Raw genomic sequence first — 13,827 nt, 5'->3', positions numbered from 1 at the left:
GTTCTGATGGGAATGGTCCGTCAAGAGGAAGACATCGTGGTCGAACTTGTCAAGCTGGTGGAACGTGGCATCGAACTCGTCAGCGCGGCCGAGAGACCGGACCTCCTGCGGCGGCTCGAGCACACCCGTGAACGGCTGGGCGACTCGAGCACACGAGTGATCGTCGTCGGTGAGTTCAAGCAGGGCAAGAGCCAACTGATCAACGCACTCGTCAACGCACCGGTGTGCCCGGTGGACGTCGACATCGCCACAGCGGTGCCCACCGTGGTCCGGCACGGAGATACACCATCTGCACGGATCCTGATCACAGCGGGCGAAAACGGCTCAGGCATGGGCGAGCGCACCATCGAGACCCGGCCGATCAGCATCGACGAACTCGCGGCACACGTTTCTGAAGGCGGCAACCCCGGCAACAAGGGGCAGCTGATCGCGGCGGAGGTCTTCCTTCCGCGCGAGATTCTCGCAGGGGGACTGTCGCTCGTCGATTCGCCCGGCCTCGGCCGGCTCGATCCCGCCCACTCGCTCACCACGCTGACGGCACTGCCCACGGCGGATGCGATGCTGCTGGTCTCGGATGCATCTCAGGAGTTCACCGAGCCGGAGATCCAGTTCCTCCGCCAGGCGTTGCGCGTGTGCCCCAACGTCGCGTGTGTTGTCTCCAAGACCGACCTGTACCCGAACTGGCGGATGGTGGCCGAGACCAACCGCGAACACCTCGACAAGGTGGATCCGGAGATTCCGCTCTTCCCCGTCTCATCGGAACTTCGGCTGCACGCGGCCCGCCTGGCGGACGAGGAGCTCAACACGGAATCGGGCTTTCCGAGTCTGGTTGCCTATCTGCACACGGAGATCCTGGGCAAGGTCGAACGGATCCAGCGTCGCTCCGTCGCGTTGGACCTGATCTCGATCACGGAGCACCTGCGGCTGTCGCTTCAGGCGGAGCTCAGCGCACTCGAGGACCCCGAAGGCATGCCACAGATGATTGCCGGGCTCGAGGCGGCCAAGAGCCGCGCCAACGACTTGCGTCGACAGTCATCCCGCTGGCAGACAACGCTGAACGATGGGGTCAGCGACCTGATCTCCGACATGGAGCACGACCTCCGTGACCGGATGCGAAGCGTGCAGCGGGACGCGGAACAGGCCATAGACGAAGCCGACCCCGGACCGGTGTGGGACGAGACGGTCGAGTGGCTAGATCAGAGGGTGGCCGCCGCGGTGTCAGACACCTTCGTGTGGACCAACGAGCGCGCGCAGTGGCTCTCTGAGCAGGTGGCCCAGCACTTCGTGCACGACGAGGTGCCGCTCCCGGTGCTGAAGGTCGATAACACCGACGAGGTCCTCGACCCGGTGCAGGAGGTGAACGAGCTCGACCGCGGGCGACTGACCCTCTTGCAGAAAGTGTTCATCGGAATGCGCGGTTCCTACGGTGGGGTGCTGATGTTCGGGCTCCTCACCGGGGTCATCGGCATGTCCCTGATCAACCCGATCTCCGTCGGCGCCGGGATCCTCATCGGAAGCAAGGTGTACAAGGACGAGCAGGAGGCGCGGCTCAAGCGACGACAGTCTGAGGCCAAAGCCCTCGTCCGCAGCCATATCGACGATGTCGTATTCCAGGTGGGCAAGCAGCTCAAAGACCGACTGCGACTCGTGCAACGACAGACCAGAGATCACTTCATCGACATCGCAGCCGAGCACCACAGGTCGCTGGAGGAGTCGGTGTTCGCCGCGCAGAAGTCGGCAGCAACCTACAAGGTCGAGCGCGAGCAGCGGATCACGCAGATCAAGGCGGAGTTGGCTCGGGTCGACGACCTCCGCAAGCGGGCAGCCGCGCTCGAGCCGAAGGTGGCTGGGGCAGCCCAATGATGGACGAACCAAGCACGATGGTGGCCGAGCTCCTGCAGGACACGATCGCGGTCTATCACGACGATCCCCAGGCGCAGGAGACGCTTCAGCATCATGCGCGCCGGCTCGAGGAGCCGCTGCGCGTGGCGGTCACGGGCATGGTCAAGGCGGGCAAGTCAACGCTGATCAACGCGATCATCGGCGAGGAGCTCGCGCCAACCGGCACGGCGGAGTGCACCCGCATCGTGACCTGGTATCGCTACGGTGACACGCCCAGGGTCACCATGATTCCCCGCGAGGGCGAACCGCGTCTGCTTGCGGTCAAGCGCGTCAACGGATTGCTGGACTTCGATCTGCGCGGCGCACGAGCCGAGGAGGTGGATCGACTGGTCGTGGACTGGCCCAACAGCAGTCTGCGCGACATGACCCTGATCGACACCCCTGGCATCGCCTCGCTGTCGGGAGATGTCTCCGCACGCTCTACCGACATCCTCATCCCGGACAGCGGATCGTCGGCGGTGGATGCACTCGTCTACGTGATGCGTCACCTGCGAGAGGCGGACCTGACGTTCCTGGAGTCGTTCCGCCGCATCAGCGCGAGTCAGCCGGGTGCCATCAATGCCCTCGCGGTGATCTCTAGGGCCGACGAGATCGGGGCGGGCCGCATTGACTCGTTGCTCGCCGCCCGCGACATTGCGAAGCGCTATCGGAATGACAGCACCCTCGGTTCGGTGGCTATGGGCATCGTGCCGGTTGCCGGACTGCTCGCCCAGACGGCCAGAACCATGCGGCAGGCTGAATTCGCCATACTGCTCGAGCTGTCCAAACTTGATCGCGCAGAACGGGAACGGATGCTGCTGTCGGCGGACAGATTCATCCGGTCGCCCGACCACATCTCCGCGGATGCTGCGGCGCGGGCGGCGCTGCTGGACCGCTTCGGGATCTTCGGCATCCGCTTGGCCACGGTGCTCATCAACAGCGGCACGACCGAACCCACGGAACTGGCTCACGAGCTGGCCCGGCGCAGCGGCTTGAACGAACTGGTGAGCTTGGTTGCTGGTCAGTTTCAGGTTCGGGCGGACCATCTCAAGGCGTACAGCGCGATGGTGGGGGTGGAGACCCTGCTGCGCGAGCGACCGCATGCCGGAACCGAAGCAGTGGCGGCATCACTTGAGCGCATTCGCGTTGGTACTCACGAGTTCCGCGAACTCCGGTTGCTCGCCGCGTCGCGGACCACGGGATTGAACCTGCCCACCGGCCTGGCCGCGGAGGCGGAACGACTCATCGGTGGCATGGGAGTCGCGCCATCCGATCGACTGGGACTGGCTCGCGAGGCCTCGGCCGACGACATCCGCTCGGCAGCGCTGGTGTCGCTGGCGCGGTGGCACGCGCATGCCGAGAACCCGTTGAACGACCGAGCCACCACTGAGGTCTGTCAGGCGGTGGTGCGCAGTTGCGAGGCCATCCTTGCGCGGTTGCCTTAGTTCAGCGCATCCGCCCGCTGTGCCCGTGCTGGGCCCGGAACCATCCTGACGACCCGGGGAGCAGGCTGCAGACGAACCCCGCACCGGCCAGCACGAATTGGGCGATCAACAGCAGCCAGAGGTACGGACCATTGCCTTCGGGCGGAAGGAGCACGGCGTCGGCGAGCAGCACGGCTCCGGCGTTGAGCACGAGCAGGAACAGCAGTGCCCATCGGGCTCCGCCGTGTCCGCGCAGCATGACACTGAGCATGATCGCCTCCAGCACGAGGACCAGGGCGAGGATCCCCAGAGCACCCCAGAACACGAGCAGCGACAGGGCATCAACGGTTTCGGCAGCGCGCGTGGCATCGAGCTCGGTGATCGTCTGCTGCAAGCGGTCGATCTGATCCGCCCGGTAGATGAAGATGAAGAAGCCGGCGATCAGCCCTAACGCGAGACTTGCCAGCCACAGCCAGCGGGCCGTCAGCAGCGTTCTGGTGGGCGGACTGAGGCGCCGCACCGGGGCTGGCGTCGAATCGGACATGCCCGGTCTTGGTGGGCGATCGTGCGCTGGGGCGGATTCGTCGGCTCCCGGTTCGCGAGACATGGTGCGTAATCTACCCTCGCCCTCTGCGAGATAAGAAGAATCCACACTGCTCGCAGGAACGAGGCGTAGCCTGTGCCGCGCACAACGGTGGAGCCTTCGAGCTTGGAGCAAGCATGCGCACACTTGTGGTCTACGAGTCCCAGTGGGGGAACACCGAGAAGGTCGCACGCGCCATCGCCGACAGGCTCGGCCGGGTGGGCGCGGTGGATGTCGTCGATACGGACGCCGCGCCGAAAGCCGTCACGGGTTACGACCTGGTCGTCGTCGGCGGCCCGACCCATGCCTTCTCGATGAGCCGCCCGAGCACGCGTGGCGACGCAGTGAAGAACCACTCGGCACCGCACGAGCCCAAGCGCGGCATCCGGGAATGGCTGAACGCGGTGGAACGGTCGGCGATCAAGGTTCCCGCGGTCGCATTCGATACCCGCGTCGACAAGCCGCGCCTGCCGGGTTCAGCCGCCAAGGCGGCACGACACGAGCTGCGCTCGCTGGGCTTCGACACCTCGATCAAGCAGAAGACCTTTCGCGTGCACGACTACGCCGGCCCGCTCCTCGACGGCGAGGAGCAGCGCGCTGCCGATTGGGCCGACGAACTGGTCAAACAGACGATGCGGTGACGAAGTTAAAACGCCGCGTCCCTCCCGGAATAATCACGGGAGGGACGCGAACTCTTCTGATCGGTTAGACGCTGACGGACTCTGACTCTGCCGCCGGCGCGGACGCCGCCTTGGCCGTCGAGACCAGGCCACGCGCGCGGTTGAACAGGTGGTAGGTGACCACCCACGCGCCAAGCCCGACGAGCACGTGGAAGCTCACGATGATGGTTGCAGCCATGGAGTCGGCGGGCGCGTCCGGGTTTACGAAGAGCCCCGCGAGCATGAACAGCCCGGGCTGAAGCAGGATGAGCACAAGAGGCAGCGCTGAGAGCGCGATCGTGCGACCGCCGGCCTTGATGAAGAACGACACGATCAGCAGCAACAGCGATGCGACCGTCAGCACGTAGCGACCGTTCATGCCGTGGAAGCTGAACAGCTCATCGTCGGGGTTGGAGAACACTCCGACGCCGGCCAGGTAGAACTGCACGGTCAAGGCGACCAGCAAAATGACAGTGAGAACAAGGTAGACAGAACGCACGGTGGATCTCCTCAGGTTCGGGTGGATTCGGCACCGACTCCTGATCGGTACCTCCATGACCGCCTCGGAGACTACCTTCGAATGACCCTCACTAGTGGGTCCTAGCCTCGATCCGGCACCCTAGTTCTATCCCTAGTGATTGGTGCCGAGCCACGAGTCGAGCACGGCGCTGGGAGATTCGCCTTGCGCGGGTGCACCTTCCGCGCGCGGGTCAAATTCGACCCGCGCGCGGAAGTTCGACCCGCGCGAGCGCCTACTCGCCGAACGCGAAGATCTTCTTGTTCAGGAACTCCTCGATGCCGAACCGGCCCAGCTCGCGACCGAAGCCGCTGCGCTTGACGCCGCCGAACGGCAGGTACGGCGCATCCAGGCCGACGCCGTTGATGAACACCATGCCGACGTCGAGCCGGGTGCCGACCTCGATGGCGCGGTCGGTGTCCTCACAGATGACGACCGAGCCAAGGCCGTACGCCGAGCTGTTCGCCAGCGCGATCGCCTCGTCGTCGCTCGCGACCTTGTAGAGCACCGCCACCGGGCCGAACAGCTCCTCGTGGTAGGCGTTCATGTCCGGGGTGACGTCGCTGAGCACGGTCGGCGCGAAGAAGCATCCGTCGGCCGTCGTCGAGCCCATGTTCAGCACAGCGCCCTGCTCGACCGCCTGTGCCACCTGGGCGCCCAGCAGCTCCGCGGCCTTGGCCGAGGAGAGCGGGCCGAGGTCGATGCCGTCCTCGGTGGCCGGACCCCACTTGAGGGCCTTCATCGCGGCGATGAACTTCTCGGAGAACTCGTCGTAGTACTTGTCGAGCACGACGATGCGCTTCGAGCCGTTGCAGGCCTGGCCGCTGTTCTCGAGCCGCCCGGCGACCGCCATGTCCACGGCGCTGTCGATGTCGTTCGTGTCCAGCACGAGGAAGACGTCGGAGCCGCCGAGCTCGAGCACGACCTTCTTCAGGTGACGGCCGGCCTGCTCAGCGATCGCAGCGCCCGCGCGCTCCGAACCCGTGAGGGACACGCCCTGCACGCGCGGGTCGGCGATGATGGTCCCGATCTGGTCGTGATCGGCGAACACGTTCACGTACGCGCCCTCCGGGAACCCGGCATCCTTGAAGATCTGCTCGATCGCGAGCGCGGACTCCGGGCACTGCTCGGCGTGCTTCAGGATGATGGTGTTACCGGCGACGAGGTTCGGTCCGGCGAACCGGGCCACCTGGTAGTACGGGAAGTTCCACGGCATGATGCCCAGCAGCACGCCGAGGCCCTGACGCCGCACGAACGCGCGCGCGCCGCCCTCGGTGTCGATCTCCTCGTCGGCGAGAAACTCCGGTCCCTTGTCCGCGTAGTAGCGGAGGATGTCGGCGCTGAACTCGACCTCGCCGATGGACTGCTCGATGGGCTTGCCCATCTCGCGAGCGATGATCTGGGCGAGCTCGTCCTTGCGCTCCAGGTACAGGTCGGCAGCGCGCGTCATGAGCGCAGCGCGTTCGGCCACCGTGGTCTGCTTGGCAAAGCCCTGATAAGCCGACTGGGCCGCGTCGATCGCATCCTGGATGTCGGAGTCGCTCGCCAGCGGGTAAGTAGAAATGGTCTGATTCGTCGATGGATCAATGACCGCGTACTGCTTCATGTGGCTTCCTTTGATGTGGTGGGTGGTCTGTCTCTCAGGATAGGACGGATGGTCGGCAGAGCGCTGGATGCAGCCTCAATGCCCCCTTACCGTCAGGTGTAGCGGCATAGTCTGGACTGGTGCAAGCGCCCACCGACCCTCGTAGCGAACTGGCCGGGCTCGCCGCACGAGGCATCGGCGACTGGGCCGTCGACCCGTCCCGAAGGGTGGCCGACCCGGAGCACGTCCGCAGGGCCGGGGTGCTCGTGCTGTTTGGCGTACTGGACTCGATGCCCGCGGATGCGTCCGGACCGGTCCCGCGCGACCTCGACGTGCTGCTGCAGCGACGCTCGACCACGCTCGGCCATCACCCGGGGGAGATCTCGTTCCCCGGCGGCGGCGTGGAGGCATCCGACGCCGACATCACCGCCACCGCCCTGCGCGAGGCGGTCGAGGAAACCGGTCTCGATCCGAGTGGTGTCGACATCCTCGGCACGCTACCTGAGCTCGCGCTGCCGCGCAGCAACAACCTCGTCACCCCGGTGCTCGCCTGGTGGGCGCGCACATCGCAGGTCACCGCGGTCGATGAGCGGGAGGCCGTCGAGGTGTTCCGGATGCCGGTGGCCGACCTGCTGAATCCCGACAACCGGGCGAGTGTGCAGCGCTCCGTCGGCAACCGCACCTTCCGCATCCCAGCGTTTGAGGTCGATGGTGTCGTGGTGTGGGGCTTCACCGCGATCGTGCTCGCGCGGATCTTCGATGAACTGGGCTGGAGTGTCCCGTGGGACACCGCTCGGCTGGTCGAGCCGTAGCCTAAGCTCTGCCCGCGATGACCTGGTTGCGCAGCGTGCCGAGCCCGTCGATGGTGACTTCGACCAGTTGCCCCTCGGTGAGGTAGCGCTTCGGCTCGCGTGCGTGACCGACACCGCCAGGGGTGCCGGTGAGGATGACGTCACCCGGATTCAGGGTGACGAACGTGGAGATGTAGGACACCAGGAACTCTGGGCTGTGCACCAGGTCACCGGTCGATCCCTCCTGCATGACCTCGCCATCGATCACGGTGCGGATGGCGGCACCCGGCGCCCAGTCATCCGGCGTCACCAAGGCCGGGCCGAGCGGGGTCGTGCGCTCCCAGTTCTTGCCTTGCAGCCACTGCAGCGTGCGGTACTGCCAGGATCGCATCGACACGTCGTTGCTCACCGTGTAGCCGGCGATGTGGGACGCGGCGTCGGCCTCGCTGATGCGGCGGCCGGCGCGGCTGATGACGACGCCCAGTTCGGCCTCCCAGTCCACCGCGGAGTCCTCTTCGGGCAGCCGGATGTCGTCGCCCGGGCCGATGAGCGTCTCCGGGAACTTTGCGAACAGGGTCGGATGCTCCGGCAGTTCCCGCCCCATCTCCAGGATGTGTGCGCGGTAATTCAGGCCGACGCACACGATCTTGCCCGGCCGCGGCACGACCGGCGCGAGGTCAGCGTCGTCCTTGGCGTGCAGGTCTCCGGATGCGCTCGACGCGAGTTCGCGCCAATCCTCACGCTGCAGCAGGGCGCCGACATCCGGGATGCCGTCCAGTTCTCGGTAGCGGTCGGCGGTCTCGACGGCCGCCGCGGTTCCTTCGGGGGTGCGTAGGGTGACGAGTCGCATGGCCCTCAGGCTACTAGCGTGATTGGTACGCGGTGATTTGAACGAAGGAGTTCACGTGAGCAACCAGAGGGGCGCGGCAGAGAGCGCCGAATACGCGGCGGACGACGGCATCGCCACCATCGAGATCAGCGGCCCGGATCGCAACCTGCTGAACCCGGAGAACATGGCCGGGCTCGAGGCGAGCCTGACCGCGGCGTGCGCCGACGAGCGTGTCACGGGCATCTTGCTCACCGGAAGCGGCTCGGTCTTCTGCGGCGGCCTGGACACCGCGGCCTTCGCGCGCGGCGGCGACCCGCGCGAGTTCGCGGGTGCGCTGGTCAGCCTGCTCAAGCTCCTGCCGACGCTGCCGAAGCCGGTGGCCGCCGCCGTGAACGGTGACGCGGTCGCATCCGGGTCCGCCATCGTCGCCGCCTGCGACTTCGCGGTCGCCGGTCCGGACACCAGGATCGGCACTCTCGAGGCCGGCATCGGCGTCTGGCCGATGGTTGCTCAGGTGCCGATCATCCAGCGCGTCGGACCGCGTGCGGCGATCGAGAACATCGCAAGTGGCGAGCCGTTCACGGCGGCCCGCGCGCGGGAGATCGGGCTCATCAACGTGGTGACCGACCCCGCCGACGTCCGTGCCGAGGCCACCGCCTGGTTGCGCAAGGCCGCGCGCGCCGGTGCCGTCATGGCGACCGGGCGACCCTTCGTCTACGAGCTCGCGGAACTGGACTATGACGAGGCGCTCGACACGGCGCTAGCCAGGTTCACGAGCGTGTTCGGCGATCGTCCCTGACCGCCCGGCCACCGCGGCAACGTTGCTGCCGCTTGTTAGCGATGCGCTTGCTGGAACACCTGCAGCGATAACAAACCGGAGCACCATCGAAGGTGAGTGGAAGTCGCCGCTTACGAAAAATGCCTGATCCGTGAGACAATTGATCTTGCCAGCTCGCGACTGCGCGCATTGTGCCGATGCACAGTGACCGTCTTCGCACCCCGCCCGAGCCCGTTCGAAAGCTGTCGAACCGTGGCGGGAGACTGTCCAGGCCGATTACCTCATGTGTAGATCCGACTGATGTCGAGCGTGGCTCTCGCGCGCAACCGGGGAGTCTCGAATGCAGTTTTCCAAAGGTCAGACCATCGTCCACCCGCACCACGGGCCCGCAACCATCCGGACGATCTCGAACCGCAAGGTCAGCGGTGTCTCCACCAAATACCTGAACCTCGACGTGCAGAATTCAACGCTGTCGGTCAGTGTTCCGCTGGACAAGGCGCACGACATCGGCCTGCGCGACGTCTTCACCACACAGCAGCTCGACGAGGTGTTTGGCGTGCTGCGCGCACCCAGTGGCGTGGAAGAGAAGCAGTGGTCGCGTCGCATCAAGAAGAACGCGGAGACGATCAAGAACGGCGACATGCTGCAGATCGCCGAGGTCGTGCGCGATCTCGTTCGCCGTGCTGACGAATCCAACCTCTCCTACGCCGAGAAGCAGATGCTGAGGGATGCCCGCAGCCCGCTTGTCACGGAGATCTCGCTGACGCTGTCCATCGACCTCGACAAGGCGGATGCCCTCCTGGACTCCGTCATCTTGGGCGAAACCGCCGAGTCCGCGACCGTGACGGAACTCCCCGCCAAGAAGGAGCAGCTGCTCGCCGGCTGATGGCGCCGGGCGCCGTCGCTCAGCTGACGGCGCCGGCCCGCCCCGCGAGCTTGGCTACCAGCGCGTCCTCGTCAGGCAGGAACCAGACGTGGTCGGCGCGGTTCGACTCCCACACGAACGCCGCGAACGCGTCGCTGTCCCGCTCGCGCTCGCTGACATCGCCGATGATCGCGAGCTTGAGGCCGTAGTTCACGAGCTTCTGCAGTATCTCTCCGGCGTGCCCAGTGGAGAGATCGAAGAACTCTGTGCCGAAACGTCTCGCAGGCACGACCAGCAACTGCGCGTGGACGTACCAGGCGTTGCCGATGAGGTCGGATGTCTGATCGCCGGTGGCGATGATGGGACCATCGGCTGGGACGCGCTGAACCTGCAGGCCATGTATCTCTTCGACAGTCATCCCGACACGCTATCCACCGCCCGCCCCGGGCAACATGAGTGTTACGCGGCGCAATCCGTCCTACGATCGATTCCACGGTATCGATTCAAGGGAGACGAATGTCGTTTCAGGCATACCTCGACAGCATCGAGGAGAAGACAGGCTTGACGCCTCGTCAGCTCATTGAGCTCGCGAAGGAGAAGGGCTTCGATTCGCCCGATGTCAAGGCGGGCACGATCCTCGATTGGCTCAAGGAGGACTTCGATCTCGGTCGTGGTCACGGGATGGCTCTCGTGCATGTCATCAAGAACGGGCCGCGCATCGACAGCAAGCACGTCGGTTCGAACGGCAGCCACCGTGACGAATCCGACACGTTGTGGCTGGATGGCAAGGCCACCAAACCGAAGGGTGTGTGAGTGATGGCTATTCTGCATCAGGCCGAGATCGTCCCGTCGAAGCGCGACATGGTCGCAAAATTCGTCGCCGGACGTGAGTGGGCGGGCGACCTCCCGGAAGACTGGGAGCGGATCGCCGCGTACCGGTTCGACGACCCAGCAGGCGAGGTCGGAATCGAGACGATGCTGATCGGAACCCAAGGCGGTCCGGTGCTGCAGGTGCCGCTCACCTACCGCGGGGCACCGCTTGAGGGTGCCGACGAATGGCTCATCGGCACCGCAGAGCACTCGGTGCTGGGCACGCGCTGGTTCTATGACGCGGCAGGCGACCCGGTCTACGCGCAAATGCTTGCCACGACGATTCTCGGCGGCGGGCGCGAGGCCGACCAGTTCTACCCTGACGGCACGCCGATCGAGGGAACGGCCCAGGTTCGGGGGAGCGGCAGCTCTGCTGACCTGGTGGGTGTGCCCCAGCGGGTGGAAGCCACAACCGCCGGCAGCATCACCACCATCTCCGCTGATGGCCGAGAGTTGCTGGTCGCGCGCCGCGTCGGGGACGAGCTCAGCGGCGTGACCGAACGGCTGACCGGCACTTGGGCGGATCAGTCCGCGCCGGTCACGCTCGCCGGCATCCGCTGACCGACGTCAGGGGACGGGTTTAGGGTGCCGTCATGACACGCGACGAGAGCGCGATCAGGATCGAACCCGCAACGACAGTGCCGTTCGCCGACATCGAGCACGCGTTCACCGGCGGTGGCGACGGCGGCTCGTGCTGGTGCCAGTGGTTCCTCATCCCGCGCTCGGAGTTCAGTGCGCGAAGCCGGGAGGAGCGGAAACAGCTGCTGCGGCGCGAGCTCGGTGCTGCCGAACCGTCTCCGGCGCTGGTCGCATACGTCGACGACGAACCGGCGGCGTGGGTCCGGGTAGCGCCGCGAACGCACCAGGCGGCGCTCGCGCGCACTCAGGTGGTCAAGCGAGGCAGCGACGAGCCGCCGGATGCCCCCGATGTGTGGGCGATCACCTGCTTTGTGGTGCGCCGGGAGCACAGGGCGAAGGGCATCGCGACGCGCCTCCTCCAAGCCGCGATCGACCACGCGCGACAACACGGTGCGCGGCTCATCGAGGCGTACCCGATCGACACCGAGCGGCGGAAGTCCTCGAACAACGAGCTCTTCGTCGGCAGCGCACGGCTGTTCAGCGCAGCCGGATTCGAAGAGATCGCCCGGCCGACTGAGAGCCGGGTCGTGATGGCGCTGACAACACGCTAGGACGGCTGGGCGATCATCAGCCAGAGGATCACGGCGAGGCCGACTCCGCCGATCCCCGCGAGGGCCATGGGCCGCCACGAGGTCGGGAGTGTCTCGAGCAGCCCCTCGGTGGCGCGCGCCTCAGCCTTGGCCTGCGCGGACGGGGGGATTCGCGCCCCGGAGAGCACTCGGACACCGAGGTAGTACGGCATCGCGATGCCGTACATGGCGCCCATCACCAGCACGAGCAGCGCGATCGACACCCACAGCCACCACGAGCCCCAGAAGTTGCCCATGAAGCCGAGGATGACGCCCGCGACGATCATGACCAGCAGGCCGATGTACATGAAGGTGATGCCCCACGATGAGACATCCAGGAGTGCCGCCATGCGGGCACGGTCCTTTTCCTTGCGGAGGCGGAACGCGACCCCGATCGACGCGCCGTGACCGAGCACGAACGCGAAGGCGCCGAGCACATGAAGGAAGACCATTGTGAGATACACGGCGTCAGCCTAAATGAGTCGATTTCTGCGCGGTAGCCCCCGCCGCGCGTCGGTTGCGGACATCCGCGCCCCGCGCACCTGTCGCGGATCTCCGGAACGGGCGCATCGTGGCGGAGCGGCGCGGATGTCCGAAACGGCGCCTGTTGGGCTGCGGCGCAGCGGATGTCCGGAACGGCGCGGCAGCGGGTCAGGAGTCGAGCGAACTCGCCCGGAACGCCAGCCACAACTGCACCCGGTCCTCAGCGTTCGACATGGACATACCGGTCAGGTCTTCGACCTTCTGGATACGACTGCGCAGCGTGTGCCGGTGGATGCCGAGCTGCGACGACGAGGCTTCCCAACTGCCGTTCTCGGCCAGGAACACGCGCAGCGAATGCAGGAGGTCCCCGGATGCGTCGGCTGCGGTCAGCTCGTCCAGCGGACGCTTCAGGGCGTGCACCATGATCGGCGTCAGGTGCCTCAGCAGCATGTCGACAGAGTCCAGATCGGCGAACCTCACACACGGCTGATCGTCCGCGATCGCGAGTTCGACCGCCTGCTCCGCCTGCATCCGGCTGCCGGCAAGCTGCCCGAGTGCCGCGGGTTCGCCCACCCCGCAGCGAACCGGCACACCTTCCCGCGAAGCACGTTCGAGCCGTTCCGCCCACGCATTCAGCCATGCCGGGTCGAGCACCACGATGACCGTCGATCCGTCGCTCGAGGCGAGATGCGGCAGCCGCAGCTCGTCAAGCCAGTCGAGCACCTTGGACTCGAGCACAACACTTCGTGACCGCGAGCGGATCACCGCGACGGAGAACTCCGAGCCGACCAATCCCCAACGTGCGGCGACGCGCCGCGCGATGCCCTCGTCTCGCGCGAGCAGCACGTCGATGGCATCCGCCCTCGCGACCGGGTCGAGGCGCGCGCTGTGCTGCGGGCTGAACGTGAGGTCGAGCAACGCGGTGGCCTGAGTCGCGAGCTCGCGCACCAGACCGGGGGAGCCGAGCTTGTCCGAGATGACGAGCTGCGCCTTCGGGTCGAGTGGGTGCCCGACCGGGTACACACCGAGGTTGGTGACCCGGATGCGTCGGGACAGCCGCAGCGCAGCGGCAACAGCATCGTCGTGGTGGATGCGCGAGGCGCCGACGCTCGCAATCGGCGTCCCGTACCGGTCGATCACCACAGCCCACCCGTTGATGAGCTTCGAGAGGGTCGTGACGATGCCGGCGGTCTGACCGGTGCGCGCGGCGTGCGTCAGCGCGGTGATCCCGCGGACCAACTGGCCGTCATAGCGGCCACCCCGCTGTTCGCGGGGCGCGGCATCCGAGGCCCGATCGCCAGCCGGATGCGGCGCGGGAACCTGATCAACGGAGCCGTTCTGCACCTGTTCGACG

Annotated in this window: 16 protein-coding genes; 9 read left to right on the top strand and 7 right to left on the bottom strand. The window is 66.3% G+C overall.

The window, feature by feature from the left end:
* Positions 1 to 36 precede the first annotated feature (36 nt).
* Both IRG63_RS07485 and IRG63_RS07480 read left to right on the top strand, forming a co-directional pair.
* Positions 37 to 1,863: a dynamin family protein gene (locus tag IRG63_RS07485; RefSeq protein WP_370566199.1), complete on the top strand. Its 1,827-nt coding sequence runs from the start codon at positions 37 to 39 to the stop codon at positions 1,861 to 1,863.
* Positions 1,860 to 3,326 carry a dynamin family protein gene (locus IRG63_RS07480; RefSeq protein ID WP_193509713.1) on the top strand — a complete coding sequence of 489 codons (1,467 nt, stop codon included), beginning with the start codon at positions 1,860 to 1,862 and terminating at the stop codon, positions 3,324 to 3,326. The genes IRG63_RS07485 and IRG63_RS07480 overlap by 4 nt, the downstream gene beginning before the upstream one ends.
* A gap of 1 nt (position 3,327) precedes the next feature.
* On the opposite strand, the gene IRG63_RS07475 is transcribed toward IRG63_RS07480, so the two are convergent.
* Positions 3,328 to 3,849 (bottom strand): hypothetical protein, encoded by a 522-nt coding sequence (locus IRG63_RS07475; RefSeq protein ID WP_227411916.1) that lies wholly within the window; start codon positions 3,847 to 3,849, stop codon positions 3,328 to 3,330.
* 176 nt (positions 3,850 to 4,025) lie between these two features.
* Between IRG63_RS07475 and IRG63_RS07470 the strand changes: the two genes are divergently transcribed.
* Positions 4,026 to 4,529, top strand: coding sequence for a flavodoxin domain-containing protein (locus tag IRG63_RS07470; RefSeq protein WP_193509711.1), 504 nt, complete (start codon positions 4,026 to 4,028; stop codon positions 4,527 to 4,529).
* 64 nt (positions 4,530 to 4,593) lie between these two features.
* Here IRG63_RS07470 and IRG63_RS07465 read toward each other — a convergent pair whose 3' ends face one another.
* Entirely contained in the window at positions 4,594 to 5,046 is a 453-nt protein-coding gene (locus IRG63_RS07465; RefSeq protein WP_168627067.1) for a DUF6220 domain-containing protein, read from the bottom strand.
* 253 nt (positions 5,047 to 5,299) lie between these two features.
* Entirely contained in the window at positions 5,300 to 6,670 is a 1,371-nt protein-coding gene (locus IRG63_RS07460; protein WP_168627068.1) for an NAD-dependent succinate-semialdehyde dehydrogenase, read from the bottom strand.
* 119 nt (positions 6,671 to 6,789) lie between these two features.
* On the opposite strand from IRG63_RS07460, the gene IRG63_RS07455 reads away from it, so the two are divergent.
* Positions 6,790 to 7,461, top strand: a complete 672-nt coding sequence (locus IRG63_RS07455) for a CoA pyrophosphatase (protein ID WP_349236173.1) — start codon at positions 6,790 to 6,792, stop codon at positions 7,459 to 7,461.
* Position 7,462: 1 nt separating this feature from the next.
* Here the strand turns inward: IRG63_RS07455 and IRG63_RS07450 are convergent, their stop codons facing one another.
* Positions 7,463 to 8,290 (bottom strand): fumarylacetoacetate hydrolase family protein, encoded by an 828-nt coding sequence (locus IRG63_RS07450; protein WP_168627069.1) that lies wholly within the window; start codon positions 8,288 to 8,290, stop codon positions 7,463 to 7,465.
* A gap of 55 nt (positions 8,291 to 8,345) precedes the next feature.
* On the opposite strand from IRG63_RS07450, the gene IRG63_RS07445 reads away from it, so the two are divergent.
* Together IRG63_RS07445 and IRG63_RS07440 are read left to right on the top strand one after the other, a co-directional pair.
* A complete protein-coding gene (locus IRG63_RS07445) occupies positions 8,346 to 9,068 on the top strand; it encodes an enoyl-CoA hydratase/isomerase family protein (protein ID WP_193509710.1) in 723 nt (240 codons plus the stop codon).
* Positions 9,069 to 9,387: 319 nt separating this feature from the next.
* Entirely contained in the window at positions 9,388 to 9,933 is a 546-nt protein-coding gene (locus IRG63_RS07440) for a CarD family transcriptional regulator (RefSeq protein WP_193509709.1), read from the top strand.
* Between the two features lie 19 nt (positions 9,934 to 9,952).
* Here the strand turns inward: IRG63_RS07440 and IRG63_RS07435 are convergent, their stop codons facing one another.
* Entirely contained in the window at positions 9,953 to 10,330 is a 378-nt protein-coding gene (locus IRG63_RS07435; RefSeq protein WP_168627072.1) for a DUF4180 domain-containing protein, read from the bottom strand.
* 98 nt (positions 10,331 to 10,428) lie between these two features.
* Here IRG63_RS07435 and IRG63_RS07430 point away from each other — a divergent pair, with 98 nt between their 5' ends.
* Genes IRG63_RS07430 through IRG63_RS07420 form a run of 3 tightly spaced genes read left to right on the top strand, consistent with a single transcriptional unit; the run spans position 10,429 to position 11,972 of the window.
* Entirely contained in the window at positions 10,429 to 10,725 is a 297-nt protein-coding gene (locus IRG63_RS07430) for a DUF4287 domain-containing protein (RefSeq protein WP_193509708.1), read from the top strand.
* A 3-nt stretch (positions 10,726 to 10,728) separates the two neighbouring features.
* Complete coding sequence (locus tag IRG63_RS07425; protein ID WP_168627074.1) at positions 10,729 to 11,343, top strand: hypothetical protein; 615 nt, start codon at positions 10,729 to 10,731, stop codon at positions 11,341 to 11,343.
* 32 nt (positions 11,344 to 11,375) lie between these two features.
* A complete protein-coding gene (locus IRG63_RS07420) occupies positions 11,376 to 11,972 on the top strand; it encodes a GNAT family N-acetyltransferase (RefSeq protein WP_193509707.1) in 597 nt (198 codons plus the stop codon).
* Here IRG63_RS07420 and IRG63_RS07415 read toward each other — a convergent pair.
* Together IRG63_RS07415 and IRG63_RS07410 are read right to left on the bottom strand one after the other, a co-directional pair.
* Entirely contained in the window at positions 11,969 to 12,454 is a 486-nt protein-coding gene (locus IRG63_RS07415; RefSeq protein WP_168627076.1) for a hypothetical protein, read from the bottom strand. The genes IRG63_RS07420 and IRG63_RS07415 overlap by 4 nt on opposite strands.
* A 187-nt stretch (positions 12,455 to 12,641) precedes the next feature.
* On the bottom strand, positions 12,642 to 13,817 hold the full coding sequence (locus IRG63_RS07410; protein WP_193509706.1) for a helix-turn-helix domain-containing protein: 1,176 nt from the start codon (positions 13,815 to 13,817) through the stop codon (positions 12,642 to 12,644).
* Positions 13,818 to 13,827 lie beyond the last annotated feature (10 nt).

This window comes from Cryobacterium sp. BB736 (assembly GCF_014980265.1).
GTDB lineage: Bacteria > Actinomycetota > Actinomycetes > Actinomycetales > Microbacteriaceae > Terrimesophilobacter.
Note: the sequence above shows the minus strand (reverse complement) of the source record. Positions and strands in the feature narration are given on the sequence as shown.